This is a genomic window from Paraburkholderia translucens, from assembly GCF_020881035.1.
Taxonomy (GTDB): domain Bacteria; phylum Pseudomonadota; class Gammaproteobacteria; order Burkholderiales; family Burkholderiaceae; genus Paraburkholderia; species Paraburkholderia translucens.
The window spans coordinates 50284-67507 of record NZ_JAJITC010000010.1; the positions used below are offsets into that span (position 1 = coordinate 50284).

17 protein-coding genes are annotated in these 17224 nt (G+C 63.5%); 14 read left to right on the top strand and 3 right to left on the bottom strand.

Annotated features, from left to right (window positions below; translation table 11 throughout):
• The first annotated feature begins 10 nt into the window (after positions 1-10).
• The 9 genes from LJ655_RS19245 to LJ655_RS19285 all read left to right on the top strand — a co-directional run bounded on the left by LJ655_RS19245 (position 11) and on the right by LJ655_RS19285 (position 10243).
• Complete coding sequence (locus tag LJ655_RS19245) at positions 11-1714, top strand: dihydroxy-acid dehydratase (protein ID WP_230562813.1); 1704 nt, start codon at positions 11-13, stop codon at positions 1712-1714.
• Positions 1715-1753: 39 nt separating this feature from the next.
• Positions 1754-2614, top strand: a complete 861-nt coding sequence (locus LJ655_RS19250) for a class I SAM-dependent methyltransferase (RefSeq protein WP_230562814.1) — start codon at positions 1754-1756, stop codon at positions 2612-2614.
• A gap of 65 nt (positions 2615-2679) precedes the next feature.
• Positions 2680-3141, top strand: a complete 462-nt coding sequence (locus tag LJ655_RS19255) for a hypothetical protein (RefSeq protein ID WP_230562815.1) — start codon at positions 2680-2682, stop codon at positions 3139-3141.
• A gap of 116 nt (positions 3142-3257) precedes the next feature.
• Entirely contained in the window at positions 3258-4262 is a 1005-nt protein-coding gene (locus LJ655_RS19260; RefSeq protein ID WP_230562816.1) for an AraC family transcriptional regulator, read from the top strand.
• Positions 4263-4474: 212 nt separating this feature from the next.
• Positions 4475-6277, top strand: a complete 1803-nt coding sequence (locus LJ655_RS19265; RefSeq protein WP_230562817.1) for an acyl-CoA dehydrogenase — start codon at positions 4475-4477, stop codon at positions 6275-6277.
• Positions 6278-6349: 72 nt separating this feature from the next.
• Positions 6350-7099 carry an electron transfer flavoprotein subunit beta/FixA family protein gene (locus tag LJ655_RS19270; RefSeq protein WP_230562818.1) on the top strand — a complete coding sequence of 250 codons (750 nt, stop codon included), beginning with the start codon at positions 6350-6352 and terminating at the stop codon, positions 7097-7099.
• A gap of 13 nt (positions 7100-7112) precedes the next feature.
• Positions 7113-8075 (top strand): electron transfer flavoprotein subunit alpha/FixB family protein, encoded by a 963-nt coding sequence (locus LJ655_RS19275; RefSeq protein ID WP_230562819.1) that lies wholly within the window; start codon positions 7113-7115, stop codon positions 8073-8075.
• A gap of 83 nt (positions 8076-8158) precedes the next feature.
• On the top strand, positions 8159-8629 hold the full coding sequence (locus LJ655_RS19280) for a MaoC family dehydratase (RefSeq protein WP_230562820.1): 471 nt from the start codon (positions 8159-8161) through the stop codon (positions 8627-8629).
• 15 nt (positions 8630-8644) lie between these two features.
• Positions 8645-10243, top strand: coding sequence for a PHA/PHB synthase family protein (locus LJ655_RS19285; protein WP_230562821.1), 1599 nt, complete (start codon positions 8645-8647; stop codon positions 10241-10243).
• 124 nt (positions 10244-10367) lie between these two features.
• On the opposite strand, the gene LJ655_RS19290 is transcribed toward LJ655_RS19285, so the two are convergent.
• From LJ655_RS19290 to LJ655_RS19300, 3 genes are all read right to left on the bottom strand, one after another.
• The gene (locus tag LJ655_RS19290) at positions 10368-10733 is read right to left on the bottom strand and encodes a type II toxin-antitoxin system VapC family toxin (RefSeq protein ID WP_230562822.1); all 366 of its coding nucleotides are present in this window, start codon (positions 10731-10733) and stop codon (positions 10368-10370) included.
• Positions 10727-10945 (bottom strand): ribbon-helix-helix domain-containing protein, encoded by a 219-nt coding sequence (locus tag LJ655_RS19295; protein ID WP_230562823.1) that lies wholly within the window; start codon positions 10943-10945, stop codon positions 10727-10729. The genes LJ655_RS19290 and LJ655_RS19295 overlap by 7 nt, the downstream gene beginning before the upstream one ends.
• A 95-nt stretch (positions 10946-11040) precedes the next feature.
• The gene (locus LJ655_RS19300; RefSeq protein WP_230562824.1) at positions 11041-12042 is read right to left on the bottom strand and encodes an AraC family transcriptional regulator; all 1002 of its coding nucleotides are present in this window, start codon (positions 12040-12042) and stop codon (positions 11041-11043) included.
• Positions 12043-12282: 240 nt separating this feature from the next.
• On the opposite strand from LJ655_RS19300, the gene LJ655_RS19305 reads away from it, so the two are divergent.
• The 5 genes from LJ655_RS19305 to LJ655_RS19325 all read left to right on the top strand — a co-directional run bounded on the left by LJ655_RS19305 (position 12283) and on the right by LJ655_RS19325 (position 17224).
• Positions 12283-13338 (top strand): beta-keto acid cleavage family enzyme, encoded by a 1056-nt coding sequence (locus tag LJ655_RS19305; RefSeq protein ID WP_230562825.1) that lies wholly within the window; start codon positions 12283-12285, stop codon positions 13336-13338.
• Between the two features lie 33 nt (positions 13339-13371).
• The gene (locus tag LJ655_RS19310) at positions 13372-14694 is read left to right on the top strand and encodes an MFS transporter (protein WP_230562826.1); all 1323 of its coding nucleotides are present in this window, start codon (positions 13372-13374) and stop codon (positions 14692-14694) included.
• Positions 14695-14799: 105 nt separating this feature from the next.
• Positions 14800-15780 (top strand): quinone oxidoreductase family protein, encoded by a 981-nt coding sequence (locus LJ655_RS19315; RefSeq protein ID WP_230562827.1) that lies wholly within the window; start codon positions 14800-14802, stop codon positions 15778-15780.
• Between the two features lie 10 nt (positions 15781-15790).
• A complete protein-coding gene (locus tag LJ655_RS19320; RefSeq protein WP_230562828.1) occupies positions 15791-16639 on the top strand; it encodes a TauD/TfdA dioxygenase family protein in 849 nt (282 codons plus the stop codon).
• A gap of 18 nt (positions 16640-16657) precedes the next feature.
• Positions 16658-17224, top strand: coding sequence for an RBBP9/YdeN family alpha/beta hydrolase (locus LJ655_RS19325; RefSeq protein ID WP_230562829.1), 567 nt, complete (start codon positions 16658-16660; stop codon positions 17222-17224).

The window sequence follows — 17224 nt, forward strand, 5'->3', positions numbered from 1 at the left end:
AGCACATATCATGAGCGATCAACCCAGCAAAAAACCGGTCGGTTTCGGCAAAGGCCTGACCAACTACGGCGACCGCGATTTCAGCGTCTACCTGCGCCGCACGTTCGCGAGTTCGATGGGCTATAGCCGCGAGATGCTGGACCGCCCGATCGTCGGCATCGCGCATTCGGCAAGCGGTTTCAATAACTGCCACCGGCATTTCCCGGAGATGATCGAAGCGGTCAAGCGCGGCGTGCTCGCGGCCGGCGGTCTGCCGATCGAGTTTCCGACCATCTCGCTCGGCGAGACTTTTCTGAGCCCGACGAGCCTGAAGTTCCGCAACCTGATGTCGATGGACGTCGAGGAAATGACGCGCGCGCAGCCGATGGATTCGGTCGTGCTGCTCGGCGGCTGCGACAAGACAGTGCCCGCGCAGCTGATGGGCGCGGCGTCCGCGAATCTGCCCGCGGTGCAACTGGTCGCGGGGCCGATGTCGACGAGCCGGCATCGCGGCGAGCGCCTCGGGGCCTGCACCGACTGCCGGCGCTTCTGGGCGAGGTTCCGCGCGAGCGAAATCGACGCGCAGGAAATCGGCATCGTCGAACGGCGGCTCGCGTCGACCGCGGGCACCTGCGCGGTGATGGGCACGGCGAGCACGATGGCGATCATCGCCGAAACGCTCGGCATGATGCCCGCGCACAGCGCCGCTTGTCCGGCTGTCGATGCGGACCGGCTGCGCATCGCGGAAGAAACGGGACGCGTCGCGTTCGATCTGATCGCGAAGCCGATCCTGCCGAGCGAGATCATTACGGCGCAGTCGGTCGAGAATGCGTTGCGCGTGCTGCTCGCGATCGGCGGCTCGACCAACGCGATGATTCATCTGACCGCGATCGCCGGCCGCGTCGGCGTGAAGGTCGATCTGCAGCGGCTGAACGAACTGAGCGATACCACGCCGGTGCTCGTCAACCTGAAGCCGACCGGCGATCACTATATGGAAGACCTGTACGCAGCGGGTGGCGTGCCGGCGATCCTGCGCGAGATCAAACACCTGCTGCATCTCGACTGCCGTACCGTGACCGGCGAAACGCTCGGCGAGCGGTTGCACGACGTGAGCTGGGTCGATCACTCGGTGGTGCGGCCGTACGCGCAGCCGGTGCGCGAGAACGGCGGCCTCGTCGCGCTGTTCGGCAATCTTGCGCCGCGCGGCGCGATCCTGAAGCGTTCGGCGGCGGATCCAAAGCTGTTCGAGAAGGAAGGGCGCGCGGTCGTGTTCGAATCGCTCGAAGACCTGGCGAACCGCGTCGACAGCGACGAGCTCGACGTCAGCGCCGACGATTTTCTGGTGCTGCAAAACGCGGGCCCCACCAGTGAATCGGCGATGCCTGAAGCCGGCTATCTGCCAATCCCGGCGAAGCTCGCGCGCGCCGGCGTGAAGGACATGGTGCGCATGTCGGACGCGCGCATGAGCGGTACCGCGTACGGCACGATCGTGCTGCACATCACGCCCGATTCGGCGTCAGGCGGGCCGCTCGGTCTGGTGCGCAACGGCGATCGGATTCGCTTGAGCGTCGCGAATCGCTCGCTCGAATTACTCGTCCCGGATGAAGAACTCGATCGGCGCCGCGCCGCGTTGCCGCCGCGAACGCAAGCACCGGTCAAACGCGGCTATGCGAAGCTGTACGAGCAGGAAATTCTTCAAGCCGACGAAGGTTGCGATTTCCGTTTTCTCAAGTAATTGAGCGGGCAACACTGAATGAAAAGGATTGACATAGTGATGAGCGAACAACGACAGGCAGCACCCGACAGCACCGCCGCGCGCGTCGCCCTATGGCGTGCGCTGCACGTGCTGGCCGACCCGGCGCCGCATGTGTTCGAAGACGAAGTCGGCCTGCAATTGCTGGCCCCCGCCGAAGACTGGCGCAGCCGCGGCGACATGGACCCGCAGTTCACGCGGCCATTTCGCGCGTCGATCGTCGCGCGCGCACGCTTTATCGAGGATCTGGTCGTCGAGCAGGCCGGGCGCGGCGTCGATCAGTATGTGATTCTCGGGGCCGGTCTCGACAGCTTCGCGCAACGCCGGCCCGACATCGCATCGCGGCTCACCGTGTTCGAGGTCGATCCGCCGGGACCGCAAACGTGGAAGCGTCAACGCCTGGGCGAGCTGGGTTTCGGCGTGCCGGACTGGCTGCGTTTCGTGCCGGTCGACTTCGAAGCGGGCGACATCTGGCGGCAGCGTCTCGTTGCCGAAGGTTTCGACGAGAGCAGGCCGGCCGTCGTCGTGTCGACCGGCGTCAGCATGTATCTGACGAAGGAGGCGAACGCGGCGACGCTGCGCGAAGTGGCCGGGCTTGCGCGTGGCTCGACGTTCGCGATGACGTTTCTATTGCCGCTCGAGATGGCGGACCCGGATGTGCGTCCCGGACTGGAAATGGCGGAGAAGGGCGCGCGTGCCAGCGGGACGCCGTTCATCAGCTTCTTCACGCCGCAGCAGATGATCGCCATGGCGCGCGACGCGGGATTCGACGAGGCGCGGCATGTGTCTGCCGCCGATCTGACGCAGCGGTATTTCGCGGGTAGGACGGATGCGCTGCGTCCGCCGGAGAATGCGGAGGAATTGCTGGTGGCAAAAACGTAGCGGTTGTGGCTCGCTTCCCCGAGACGGCTATAATCGCGCTCGAATATGGCCTCCGAAGTCTACTCATGAAAAGAATTGCAGCCTTCGCACTCGTCGCGTGCGCACTCGCCGCCTGCTCGTCCCCGGAAAAGCAGGCGCAGCGCGCCCAGCAGGAAATCCTTCATAGCGAACCGAACCTCCTCGCCGCGCAACGCAACGCGGTGATCGATTGCGCGCCGGCGAATTGCGATGCCGCCTGGGCGGCGACGAAGCGCTATATCGAGCAGCATTCCGACATGCACGTGATCCGTGCGGATGCGATCGCGATCGATACCGACGTGCCCGACGATTCGGGCAAAGCCGCTTTTTCAGCGACGCGCGCGGACAAGAGCACGGGCGGCGCGACCCTCACGCTGTTCGCGCAGTGCCGCGGCATGTATGGTCCGGACAGCGCAAAGGGCTCGGACTATGACGAGTGCGCCGACAAGATCCTGAAAACGCAGAACGGGTACGTGCCGTACCTGCGCTCGCACGCGTCGGCGCAGTAGGCGGCACGCCATCGCGGCGCGCCGGGCGCGGCACTCAAATTGCGATCCGCTGAACCATCGCCATGAGGCGGCGGGAGGCGCTATGCTGATGCGTCTTCGCCTCGCGGATCCACATCATGCACGCACCCGGCGCAACCGTGCCGATCTCGCTAGTCAATGGTTTCCTCGGCAGCGTCGGGACGCAGCCGGCGATCGTCGACCGGCATCTGTCGGCCGCGAACATCCCTCGTGCGCTTCTGGACCAGCCTGGGGCGCGCGTCACCGAGGAACAGTTCTCGACGCTCTACCGCGCGCTCGCGATCGAACTCGACGATGAAATGCCCGGCGTATTCTCGCGCCCGCTACGCAGCGGCGCGCTGAAGTTTCTGTGCCTGAGCCTGCTGGATGCGCCCAACCTCGAAACCGCGATGCACCGGTTCGGCCAGTTCTTCCATCTCGTGCTCGACGACTTCCGCTTCGAGTCGCGCCGCGGCGAATTCGTCGCGAGCCTGACGCTGAATCCGGGAAGCACGGGCGCGCAACCCGGCATTCTGGGTCAGGAACTGATGCTGAAGCTGGCGCATGGGATTGCGTCGTGGCTCATCGGGCAGCGAATTGCGTTGTTGCAGGTGCAGTTCGCATTTCCCCGTCCGCCTCACGCGCTCGAGTATCTCTATCTGTTTCCCGGGCCGGCCAAATTCGACTGCGCCCGGACCTCGATGCAATTCAGCAGTGCCTATTTCGACATGCCCGTGCGTCAGCGCAAGGCGAATCTGCGCAGGTTTCTCGCTCGCGCGCCGGAAGACTGGATCTTCGTTTCGTTTAACGAACAGCTTTTCAGTCATCGCGTGCGGGAATATCTGGCGACCCGGCTTCCCGACGTTCCGACCATCGAAGAAGCAGCGGACGGCCTGCATTGTTCGGTCAGAACGCTGTGCCGTCATCTGGCCGCCGAGGGCACCACGTTTCAGGTGCTCAAGGACGAACTGCGGCGCGACATCGCGATACAGCGTCTGACAGGCACGCTCGAGCCCATCGCCATCATTGCCGGCGATGTCGGCTTCGGCGACCCCACCGCGTTCCACAGAGCGTTCCGTCACTGGACGGGCAGCACGCCGGCGGCCTATCGCCGGGGTGGCTGATTTCGCCATATTGAAGCGTCGGCTACACAGGCCGACGCCAGTCCGGCGCGGCATTCAGCCTCTTCGGCCTGGCCAGGTATGTCAATAGATCGTCCGGTTTGGACAACCGGGCAGAGCCTGTGCGGCGCTACGATTCAGCCATACGTTACCCCGGCCGCAGCGCCGCCAGACGGGTGACATTCCCCACGGACCATCTGATCGGAAGAACGGCAATGAGCTACGTCGCGCCTCTCAAGGACATGTTGTTTGCAATCACGGAACTGGCCGGAATCGACCGCCTGTCGGCCTTGCCCGGCTGTGAGGACGCGACCGCCGACACCGCCCGGGCCGTGCTCGAAGAGGCCGCGCGGCTGCACGAGGGTGTACTTGCGCCGCTGAACTTAGACGGCGACCGCTGTCCGAGCACCTGGAAGGACGGCGCGGTGAGCGCCACGTCCGGTTTCAGGGAGGCGTTTCGTCAGTTCACCGAAGGCGGTTGGCAGGGTTTGCAACATCCGTCTGAGTACGGCGGTCAGGATCTGCCCAAACTGCTGTCGACGCCCTGCATCGAAATGCTCAATGCCGCCAACCTGTCGCTGGGACTGTGTCCGCTTCTGACCGACGGCGCAATCGAAGCGCTACTGACAGCGGGCAGCGAAGAGCAGAAGCAACGCTTCGTGCCGAAGCTGATCTCAGGCGAATGGACCGGCACGATGAACCTGACCGAACCGCAAGCCGGCTCCGATCTGGCGCTCGTGCGCACCCGCGCCGAGCCGCAGGGCGACGGTTCGTTCAAGCTGTTCGGCACGAAGATTTTCATTACGTGGGGCGAGCACGATATGACCGAAAACATCGTGCATCTCGTGCTCGCGCGCACGCCGAACGCGCCCGAAGGCGTAAAGGGCATTTCGCTGTTTCTCGTGCCGAAGTTCCTCGTCAACGAGGACGGCTCGCTCGGCGAGCGCAACGACGTTCATTGCGTGTCGATCGAGCATAAGCTCGGCATCAAGGCGAGCCCGACCGCGGTGCTGCAGTTCGGCGATCACGGCGGCGCGATCGGTCAGCTGATCGGCGAAGAAAACCGCGGTCTCGAGTACATGTTCATCATGATGAACGCCGCGCGCTTCGCGGTCGGGGTGCAGGGCGTGGCGATCTCGGATCGTGCGTACCAGAAGGCCGTCGCGTATGCGAAGGAGCGGGTGCAGAGCCGTCCCGTGGATGGTTCCGCGAAGCAGGCGGTGCCGATCATCCAGCACCCGGACGTCCGCCGCATGCTCTCGACGATGCGCGCGTTGACCGAAGGCGCTCGCGCGCTGGCGTATGTCGCGGCATCGCATTGCGACCTCGCGCATCGTCATCCGGACGATATGACGCGAGCGAAGCATCAGGCGATCTACGAATACCTGGTGCCGGTCGTGAAGGGCTGGAGCACGGAGCTGTCGCTGGAGGTGACGAGTCTCGGCGTGCAGGTGCACGGCGGCATGGGCTTCATCGAGGAAACCGGCGCTGCTCAGTACTACCGCGATGCGCGCATCCTGCCGATCTACGAAGGCACGACGGCGATCCAGGCGAACGATCTCGTCGGCCGCAAGACCGTGCGCGACAACGGCGAAGTGGCCGTGATGCTGCTCACGCAGATCGACGCGACACTGAACGCGCTGCGATCGCACGCGTCGTATCGTACGAGCCCGACCTTTCAGGCGATGGTCCGGCATCTTTCCGCCGGCCGTGACGCCTTCTACAGCGCGGTGCGCTACGTTGTCGAGCGGGTCAAGAGCGATCCGAACGCGGTGTTCGCGGGCAGTGTCTCCTATCTGATGCTCGCGGGCACCGTGCTCGCGGGTTGGCAAACCGCACGATCGCTCGTGCTCGCAACCGACAAGCGCGACGAAGATCCGGCCTTTTACGACGCCAAGATCGCGACGGCGCACACCTACGCAACCCAGGTGCTGCCTCGTGCAGTCGCGTTCGAAGCGGCGATTCGCGGCGCTCGCGATGGCGAAGGCGCGTTGGCGCTGCGCGAAGACCAGTTTTGATGTCATCAATCAACGTGACGTGTCATTCGAAACGATAGGGCCCGGCCTTATCGGTGTGGGAAGGAGAGTGTTGTGAGAGTTCTGGTAGCCGTGAAGCGGGTGGTCGACTACAACGTGAAGGTCCGTGTGAAGTCGGATAACACGGGAGTCGATATCGCCAACGTGAAGATGTCGATGAACCCGTTCGATGAAATCGCGGTGGAAGAAGCCGTGCGTCTGAAGGAAGCGGGCGTCGCGACCGAAGTGATCGCCGTGTCGGCCGGTGTGACGCAGGCGCAGGAAACGCTGCGCACCGCGCTCGCGATCGGTGCGGATCGCGCGATCCTGGTCGAATCGAACGAAGACCTGCAGCCGCTCGCAGTCGCCAAGCTGCTCAAGGCGCTCGTCGAGAAGGAACAGCCTTCGCTCGTCATTCTGGGCAAGCAGGCGATCGACGACGACTCCAACCAGACCGGCCAGATGCTGGCTGCGCTGGCCGGCTTGCCGCAGGCCACCTTTGCCTCGAAAGTGGTGGTAGCCGATGGCAAGGCGACCGTCTCGCGTGAAGTGGACGGCGGCGCGGAAACGCTGTCGCTGACGCTGCCCGCGGTGGTGACGACCGATCTGCGCCTGAACGAGCCGCGGTACGTGACGCTGCCCAACATCATGAAGGCGAAGAAGAAGCCGCTGGAAACTGTGAAGCCCGAAGATCTCGGCGTCGATGTCACGCCGCGTCTGAAGACGCTGAAGGTCGCCGAGCCGCCCAAGCGCTCCGCCGGTGTGAAGGTGCCGGACGTGAAGACGCTGGTCGAGAAGCTGAAGACCGAAGCCAAGGTGCTGTGAGGAGACGCAAGAAATGACGAACCTGGTAATTGCAGAATTCGACGCCCCGAAGGAAGCCCCCTTGGGGGGCAATGCGTCGATCAAGGCCGCGACGCTGAACACGATCGCAGCGGCACAGAAAATCGGCGGTGACATTCACGTGCTGGTCGCGGGCCACAATGCGCAGGCCGCAGCCGAGGCGGCCGCGAAGATCGCGGGCGTGAGCAAGGTACTGCTGGCCGACGCGCCGCAACTGGCAGAGGGCCTTGCGGAAAACGTCGAAGCCACGGTGCTGGGCATCGCTCAGCACTACACGCACATCCTCGCCCCGGCCACCGCCTACGGCAAGAACATCGCGCCGCGCATTGCCGCGAAGCTCGACGTCGCGCAGATCAGCGACATCACCGCAGTCGATAGCGCCGACACGTTCGAGCGTCCGATCTACGCGGGCAACGCGATCGCGACGGTGCAATCGGCTGACCCGGTCAAGGTCATCACGGTGCGCTCGACCGGTTTCGACGCGGTCGCGGCCGAGGGCGGCAGCGCGGCGGTGGAGAAGATCGAAGCGGCCGCCGACGCCGGCATCTCGCAGTTCGTGAGCCGCGAAGTCACGAAGCTCGACCGTCCGGAACTCACGAGCGCGAAGATCATCGTCTCAGGTGGCCGGGGTCTCGGCAACGGCGAGAACTACGCGAAGATTCTGGAGCCGCTCGCCGACAAGCTCGGCGCGGCGCTGGGCGCCTCGCGCGCGGCGGTCGACGCGGGCTTCGTGCCGAATGACTATCAGGTCGGCCAGACCGGCAAGATCGTCGCGCCGCAACTGTACGTGGCAGTGGGCATCTCGGGCGCGATCCAGCACCTGGCGGGCATGAAGGACTCGAAGGTCATCGTCGCGATCAACAAGGACGAGGAAGCGCCGATTTTCAGCGTGGCGGATTATGGTCTGGTCGGTGATCTCTTCACCGTCGTGCCGGAACTCGAGCAGGCTCTGCGCTAACCGCATCCGGCGCTTCGCGCCCGTCCCAACACGCAGTACGCACCGAGCAAAGGGCCAATGCCCGCCAAGCAAGCGGAATAATCATGAATGAGCTTAACGGATACGATTTCGAAGACCTGCGACCAGGCATGAGCGCCCACTTCGCCAAGACCATCACGGAGGCGGACATCGTGCTTTTCGCGGGCGCGTCGGGAGACATCAACGCGGTTCACATCAACGAGCAGTTCGCGCAAACGACAGCTTTCAAAGGGCGCGTCGCTCACGGGATGCTGAGCGCGAGCATCATTTCCGCGGCCATCGCGGGGCGGCTGCCCGGCCCGGGCACGATCTACCTCGGCCAGAACCTGCGCTTCAAGGCGCCGGTTCGACCCGGCGACACCGTTCGGGCCGAAGTAACCGTCAAGGAACTGATTCGCGACAAGCGCCGCGTCGTCCTGTCCACCGTTTGCACGGTCAGCGGCAGGGTGGTGATAGAGGGCGACGCCCTGGTCCTGCCGACATCGTGCCGCGATCGTGCCGATGCAGACGCGGTTTGCGCCGTCAGCAACGCATGACAGCGAGTCCCCGCCATGAGAATGCCATTCAACATCCCACAGGCGAGCGCCCACTACCTGCACCAGCACGCGCAACTGTGGGGCGACACGGTAGCCGGATTGATCTGCGCGCGGACGGCGTTGAAGCCGGTCGCCGAGCCCGAGCACGGAGACCGGCGGTTTCACGCCGATGACTGGTCCAGCAACGGCTGGTACAGCCTTCTGAAGCAGAGCTATCTGATCAATGCACGGGCGCTCGCAGAGCTCGTCGAGGCAAGCACGCTCGATGAAAAGTACAAGCACAGGCTGCGCTTTTTCACGCGTCAGTTCATCGACTTCGCCAGCCCCGCGAACTTCGCCGCGACGAATCCCGAGGTTGTCCGCACAGCGGTGGAATCGGGCGGATCGAGTCTGCTCACGGGCTTGACGCATCTGCTCGACGATCTGGGCAACGGTTCGATCTCGATCACCGATCGAAGCGCGTTCGAAGTGGGCAAAAGCGTCGCCACATCGAGCGGCGCGGTGGTGTATGAAAACGATCTGTTCCAGTTGATTCAGTACGCGCCGCTGACGCCTAAGGTCGCGGCACGGCCGCTCGTGATCGTTCCTCCGTGCATCAACAAGTTCTACATCCTGGATCTTCAGCCGGAGAATTCCTTCGTGCGCTTCGCCTGCGAGCAGGGGCTGACGGTGTTCGTCGTGTCCTGGCGCAATCCGCAGCAGGACATGGCGGATACCACATGGGACGCCTATCTCGAGGATGGCGTGATGCAGGCACTCAGCGTCGCACGTGCCATCAGCCGGGCCGACAAGGTCAACGCATTGGGCTGGTGCGTGGGCGGCACACTGCTTTCGTCGGCGCTTGCGATCATGCGTGCAAACGGCGACGACTCCGTCGCGAGCCTGACGCTGCTCACGGCGTTGCTCGACTTCAGCGAACCGGGCGATCTCGGCGTGTTCATCGACGAGCAGGGCGTGCAGATGCGCGAGCATACGATCGGTCGCGGCGGCCTGTATCCCGGGCGCGAACTCGGCTTCGTCTTCCAAGCGCTACGCGCCAACGATCTGATCTGGCCGTACGTCGTGAACAACTACCTGAAAGGCCAAACCCCGGCCGCGTTCGACCTGCTGTACTGGAACGCGGACACGACCAATCTGCCCGGCCCGATGTACAGCTTCTATCTGCGCAACATGTACCTCGACAACAGTCTGCGCGTGCCGAACAAACTGACGTTCTGCGGTACGCCCGTCGATCTCGGCAACATCGATATGCCGAGCTACCTGATGGCGGCCGAGGAAGACCACATCGTGCCGTGGCGATCCGCCTATCGATCGACGCAGTTACTGGGCGGCCAAACCGAATTCGTGCTGGGGGCGAGCGGCCATATCGCGGGGGTGATCAATCCGGCGTCGAAGAACAAACGCAGCTATTGGACCAACGAGAGTTGCGACGAAAATGCCGACGACTGGCGCGCAACGGCGGTAGAGCGGCGCGGCAGCTGGTGGAATCACTGGATCGGCTGGGTGAGGAAACATTCGGGTGAGCAGGTCGAGGCGCGCACGACGCTCGGCAACAGGAAGTACAAGGTGATCGAGAGCGCACCGGGCCGGTATGTGAAGCTTCGCGCCGAATGAGAGGGCGACGTATGCGCATGGCGTGTCAAAAGAGAATTGCCCAACGCCGTGCAGCGTCGCCGCGCAGCAGTACACGCAGCGCTTCCCCCAACTATTGCTTGACCGTGTCCCTTTCCCTTTTTCTCTAAACCTTGTAGGGCACTCGCACGCCCGGTTCATCCGCTGGAAAATCCTTCGTATTGCGAGAAACCAGGAGCAGCGAATTAACTTGTGCGGATGCCCAAACTATCGCATCAGGCAATCTGATTCGTCTTTGCTTGCGAATCTCCACTGCGCGATTTGCGATGGCACTGTCCAACACGATGAGTTCAAAGGAACCGAGCCATGCACGAATCGTCGCTTCATCTTCCGCCGTCGTGCCGACAAGAACTTCCATCCAGGTAATTGTGCTGATCGCTCCATACTCGTAGCGCGAGAGTTCTTTCTTCGCTGCGGTGACACCGCTGAGGTAGTCGATCAATATGTTCGTATCGAAAAGTGCTCTTACCATTCCGAGCGAAGCTCCTGCTGATATTCAAGGCCGTCTATTTTCCTGTTCTTCCACAGCCCGAAAACTTCAGCTCCGCGCGCTTGCTTGTGATTCGCGATATACGCCTCGATCGCGTCACGGATCACAGCGGCACGGGGGCGGTGCTCCATCTCCACGAGCACCGCCAACTCTTCGATCTGCGCATCGGGCAAATCAATCAAAATCCGACTCATTACCGCCTCCGTGTCATGATATACATATCATATATCATATGCGCCAGCTATGCAAAAGTTGACGGGCTTCGCAGATGGCTTCAAGTGCGCCCCCATCATTTCGAATGGCTCGCCCGCCAGTCACGCGGCGTCATATGGAATCGCGACACGAACCAGTTCGTGAACGATCCCTGTTGCGCGTAGCCGAGAAGCGCCGAGACCCGTCCGATCGGATAGGTGGGGTTGCTCATGTAGCGCACGGCGAGTTCTTCGCGTACGTGCTCCACCTGATCCGAAAAGCTGGTGCCGGCCGAATTCAACTGGCGTTGCATGGTGCGCACGCTCAGGTGCAGATGACGCGCCACCAGTTCCGCGTTGGCCTGTTCGAGCGGCAGCAGCAGGTAGATCGCCTTGCGCACTTCCAGCGCGGCCGATTCCGCCGCGCTCGCGTTCAGCGGAGTGGCGAGACTCTCCGCATAGCGCACGAGTTCAGGGTCGGCTAGCGGATTCGGGTAGTCGAGATCGGCGCTCGCGCAGACGAAGCCGTTGAAGTCGCTGCCGAACTCCAGCGGACAATTGAAAAAGTGCCGGTGAAACGTCAGGTCCGCAGGCGCCGCGTGAGTGAAGTGGACTTCGCGCGGTTTCCAGAACTTGCCGAGCAGCGCGCTGGAGTGTCTCGCGAGAACACCGAGCGCCAGTTCGATGGCCTGCCTCGTGGGTGTACCCGGTTCGACGACGAGTTCTTCACGAATGGTGACCGTCTTGTCAGCATCCTCGACGTGGACCGCCAGTGCTTCATTCAGCAGATGACGGTATTCGGCTGCGGCCAGCAGCACTTCACGCAGCGTCCGTTTGTGCGCGAGCAGGACATTGACCACACCGCTGCCGAACGTCTGCCGCGTTTCCGCCATTTGCAGCGCGAAGGTTGGGCACGACGCCTTGCTGGCCGTCATTTCCAGTAGCCGACAGCAGGCGGCAGCCGGTACGCGATCGCCCGGATTCGCGAGCGCAGCGGGATCGACGCCGGCCTCTCTGGCGAGCTCGACCGGATTCAGTCCAAGCCGTCGCGTCACTTCGAAATAGCCACTCATGGCTACCGACGTCAACATCGTTTCCATCGTAGTTTCTCCGGACGATTCGCCCGCGGGGCAATTTTCAGGTCATTAAACGCTTGCTTCGCGCAATGATCGGTGTTAACGCGCAGTGGCACGAATGGCTAAAAGCATGGCGCCCAATCATAAAAGTGTACTGCGTGATTGCCGTATCTTTTGCCCATGACGTTAGAAATGTTCCAGCAAATTTCCCCGCGGCTTGGCGAGATCGGAACAGCGTCACCCCAAACTCGATGGAGGCAGACAATGCAGTTTCTCGACGATTCGTTGCACCCGGAGAATCAGGACAAGGTAGTCATCACCACCGCGCCGTACGGCCCGGAATGGATGCCCGAGGATTTCCCGGAAGACATCCCCGTGACAATGGACGAGCAGATCCAGAAGGCGGTCGATTGCTACAACGCCGGCGCCACCGTGCTGCACCTGCACGTGCGCGAACTCGACGGCAAGGGCTCGAAGCGCCTGTCGAAGTTCAATGAACTGATCGCGGGTGTGCGTGCCGCCGTGCCCGACATGATCATCCAGGTGGGCGGCTCGATTTCGTTCGCACCGGAAGACGATGGGCAGGCCGCGAAGTGGCTGTCCGACGACACGCGCCATATGCTGGCCGATCTCGAACCGAAGCCCGATCAGGTGACGGTCGCGATCAACACCACGCAGATGAACATCATGGAGTTGCTCTATCCGGAGTATCTCGCAGGCACCTCGCTTTCGAACCCTGCGTTCATGGCCGCCTATAGTGAAATGACGGTTCCGGCTGGCCCCGCGTGGGTCGAGGAGCACCTGCGCCGCCTGCAGGCTTCGGGCATCCAGCCGCACTTCCAGCTCACAGGCATTCATGCGCTCGAAACGCTCGAGCGCCTCGTGCGCAAGGGCGTCTACAAGGGCCCCCTGAATCTCACGTGGATCGGCATCGGTGGCGGCTTCGACGGCCCGAATCCGTTCAATTTCTTCAACTTCGTGCATCGCGCGCCGGATGGCTGCACGCTCACCGCCGAGTCTCTGCTGAAGAATGTGCTGCCGTTCAACATGATGGCGATGTCGATGGGCCTGCATCCGCGCTGCGGCATCGAGGACACGATCATCGACCAGCACGGTAAGCGCTTCACGTCGGTGCAGCAGATCGAGCAGTGCGTGCGCGTCGCGCGTGAACTGGGGCGTGAAATTGCCACCGGCAAGGAAGCGCGCGAGATCTATCGTATTGGTGTGCAGTACGAGACGATCGACGAGACGCTTCTCGCCAACGATATGGCGCCGAACCGCCAGGCCGGCGTCAGGAACGTGCCGCTGCGGGCGGCGTGAGCGCCGAAAATCAGCCTCGAAGGAGACGGAACCATGCTTGTACAGCATGCTGGGCCCACGACGGGCGATCTATCGGCATCTCAGACAGACGTGCGCGCTTATGCGTGGGTGGTATTTGCATTGACGGTCGGATTGCTGCTTTCCGACTACATGTCGCGGCAGGTGTTGAACGCCGTATTTCCGCCGCTCAAGGCGGCATGGCACCTGTCCGACGCGCAGCTGGGCTCGCTCAGCAGCGTGGTGGCGCTGATGGTTGGCGTGCTCACGTTTCCGCTGTCGGTGCTCGCTGACCGTTGGGGGCGCGTGAAGAGCATCGTGCTGATGGCGGGAATGTGGAGTCTCGCGACGGCAGGCTGCGCGATCTCGGCGAGCTATGGCCAGTTGCTGCTTGCGCGTGCCTTCGTCGGGATCGGTGAAGCGGCCTACGGCAGTGTCGGAATCGCAGTTGTCCTGAGCATATTTCCGGTGCGGCTGCGCTCCACGCTGACCGGCACCTTCATGGCGGGCGGCGCGTTCGGTTCGGTGCTGGGCATGGCGCTCGGCGGCGCGGTGGCGGCTCACCTCGGCTGGCGATCGGCATTCGGTGCGATGGCGGCGATGGGGCTCGTGCTGGTCGTGATCTACCGGCTGGTCGTCACCGAACAGCGTCTGGTGCCGCTGCAGCCGGCAAGCGTGACCAGGCAGGCACAAACGCGCAGCGTGTGCATGAGCCTGCGCGCGCTGATGAAGGGACTGTTCTCGACGAAGTCCGTGGTATGCGCCTATGTCGGCAGCGGCCTGCATCTGCTGGTTCCCGCCGCGGTGTGGGCGTGGATGCCGAGCTTCCTGAATCGCTACTACGGTATGGCTACCGGTAAGGCCGCGATGTGTGCAGCGGTGTTCGTGCTGGTGACGGGGGTGGGCATGGTGGTGTGCGGAAACCTCGCTGACCGGCTCAGCAAGCACGCACGGGAACGGAAGTGGTTCGCCGCGATCGCCTTCTGCCTCGCCTGTTTCGTTCTGCTCGGGATTGGCTTGCGGATGCCCGCGGGGCCGTGGCAGCTCGTCGTGATCGGTGCCGGCATGTTCTTTTGCGCCGGTGCGAGCGGCCCGTCGGGGGCGATGGTGGCGAACCTCACGCCGTCGTCGATTCACGCCTCGGCGTTCGCGACCCTGACGCTCGCGAACAACCTGCTGGGCCTCGCGCCGGCGGCCGTCCTCACGGGGATCATCGCCGATCGGATCGGGCTGCTGGGCGCGCTGCAACTGGTGCCGCTCGCGCCGCTAGCCGCGGCTGCCGCATTCATGATCGGCAAACGGAATTACTCGGCCGATCTGGATCGTCTGAACACCCTGCGTGAGCAGGCCGCAGGCTGACATTGCATCGCGCCACGCGGACGGCGCGTAACACAGGCTCCGCGACTGCGCCACGGGCGCAAAGCATTTCGCAGATTGCAGATTGGGAAGAATTGGAGATTCGACATGGCAAAGGCAGTGCGCTTTCATGAAACCGGTGGTCCCGACGTCTTGCGCTACGAGGACGTCGAAGTGGGCAACCCCGGCCCCGGTCAGGTCCGCCTGCGCCATCAGGCAGTGGGCCTCAATTTCGCCGACACCTACTTCCGCAGCGGCCTGTATCCGGTTCCGCTGCCCGCCGGGATGGGCGTCGAGGCCGCAGGCGTGGTCGAAGCCGTTGGTCCGGACGTGACGAACGTCGCGGTGGGCGATCGTGTGACCTATACGGGCTTTATCAACACGCTCGGCGCGTACAGCACCGAACGCCTGATTCCGGCTGCCCCGTTGATCCGGCTGCCCGATGCGATCCACTGCGAAACGGCCGCCGGCATGACCATGCGCGGTCTGACCGCCGCGTATCTGATGCGCCGCATTCACGACTTCAAGGTCGGCGACACGATCCTTCTGCATGCCGCCGCTGGCGGCGTCGGCCTGATCGTTTCGCAATGGGCGAAGCTGCTGGGTCTGACCGTGATCGGCACGGTTTCGACCGAAGCCAAGGGCGAGGTGGCCCGCGCGCACGGCTGCGACCACGTCATCAACTACAGCCGCGAAGACGTCGCCAGGCGCGTGCGCGAACTGACCGATGGCGTCGGCGTGAACGTGGTGTTCGACAGCGTCGGCAAGGATACCTTCGAGGCCTCGCTCGATTCGTTGAAGCGCCGCGGTCTGATGGTTTGCGTCGGCACGGCTTCCGGCCCGATTCCGCCGTTCAATCCGCAACTGCTGGCGATGAAGGGCTCGCTCTATCTGACCCGCCCGGCGCTTGCGGACTATATCGCCGATCCGGCCGAGAAGAATGAACTCGCCGGCGAAATCTTCGGGCTGATCGCTTCGGGACGCATCAGGATCGAGGTCAATCAGCGCTATGCGCTCGAAGATGCGGCGCAAGCCCATCGGGATCTGGAATCGCGCAAGACGACGGGGTCGTCGGTCTTCGTCATCTGAGGAGCGAGTCATGCGAATCGAACAACTGACGTATGCGATCGGTGCCGAGCTGATCGGGGTGAATGTCGCTCACGCGATCAACGACGATGGCCTGTTTGCCGAGATCCGCTCGGCGCTGCTGAAGCACCGGGTTCTGTTCCTGCGCGACCAGCACATCACGCGCGCCGAGCACGTGGCGTTTGCGCGCCGCTTCGGCGAGCTCGAAGACCATCCGGTCGCGGGCAGCGATCCGGAGTACCCGGGCCTCGTGCGCATCTACAAGACCCCGGATCAGCCCAACGACCGCTATGAAAACGCGTGGCACGCCGACGCCACCTGGCGCGAAGCGCCGCAGTTCGGTGCCGTGCTGCGCTGCGTGGAGTGTCCGCCCGTCGGTGGCGACACGATGTGGGCGAACATGGTCCTCGCGTACGAGAATCTGCCGGCATATGTGAAGACGCAGATCGCGGATCTGCGCGCCCGCCACAGCATCGAGGCGAGCTTCGGCGCTGCGATGCCGATCGAAAAGCGTCTCGCGCTGAAAGCACAGTTTCCGGACGCGGAGCATCCGGTGGTGCGCACGCATCCGGAGACGGGCGAGAAGGTGCTATTCGTGAATGCCTTCACCAGTCATTTCACGAACTTTCACACGCCGGAACGCGTGCGTTTTGGGCAGGACGCGAATCCGGGCGCGGGCGATCTGCTGCGCTACCTGATCAGCCAGGCGTACATCCCCGAGTATCAGGTGCGCTGGCGCTGGGAGAAAAACAGCATCGCGATCTGGGACAACCGCAGCACGCAGCACTACGCGGTGATGGACTACCCGCCGTGCCATCGCAAGATGGAACGCGCCGGCATTATCGGCGACAAGCCGTACTGAACCAGCAAGTCACTTCCGATGAATTACGAACTGACACCGACCATCTTGATGGTCCCGGGTCTGCGCGACCATGTCCCGGAGCATTGGCAAACCTTGCTGGAGCAAAGGCTGCCGAAGGCACGTTCGGTGCCGCCGCTCGAGCACGACAAGCTCAGTTGCGGCGCGCGCGTCGCGGCGCTCGATGCCGCGCTGGCGAGGATCAGCGGCCCGGTGATTCTGGTCGCGCATAGCGCGGGCGTGATGATCACCGTGCATTGGGCGGCGCAGCACAAGCGCCAGATTCACGGTGCGCTGCTCGCGGCGCCCGCGGACATCGAAACGCCGCTGCCGCCAGGTTATCCGGAGCGGCAGACGCTCGAGCAGAACGGCTGGCTGCCGATTCCGCGCCAGCGTCTGCCGTTCCCGAGCATCGTCGGCGCGAGCCGCAACGATCCGCTTGCGCGGTTCGAGCGTGTGCAGGACATGGCGCAGGACTGGGGCAGCCGCTTCGTCGACCTCGGCGAAGTGGGGCACCTCAACCCCCCTGCCGGCTTCGGCGAGTGGCCGATGGCCGAGACGTTGATTCGCCGCCTGGTGCTGATGTGA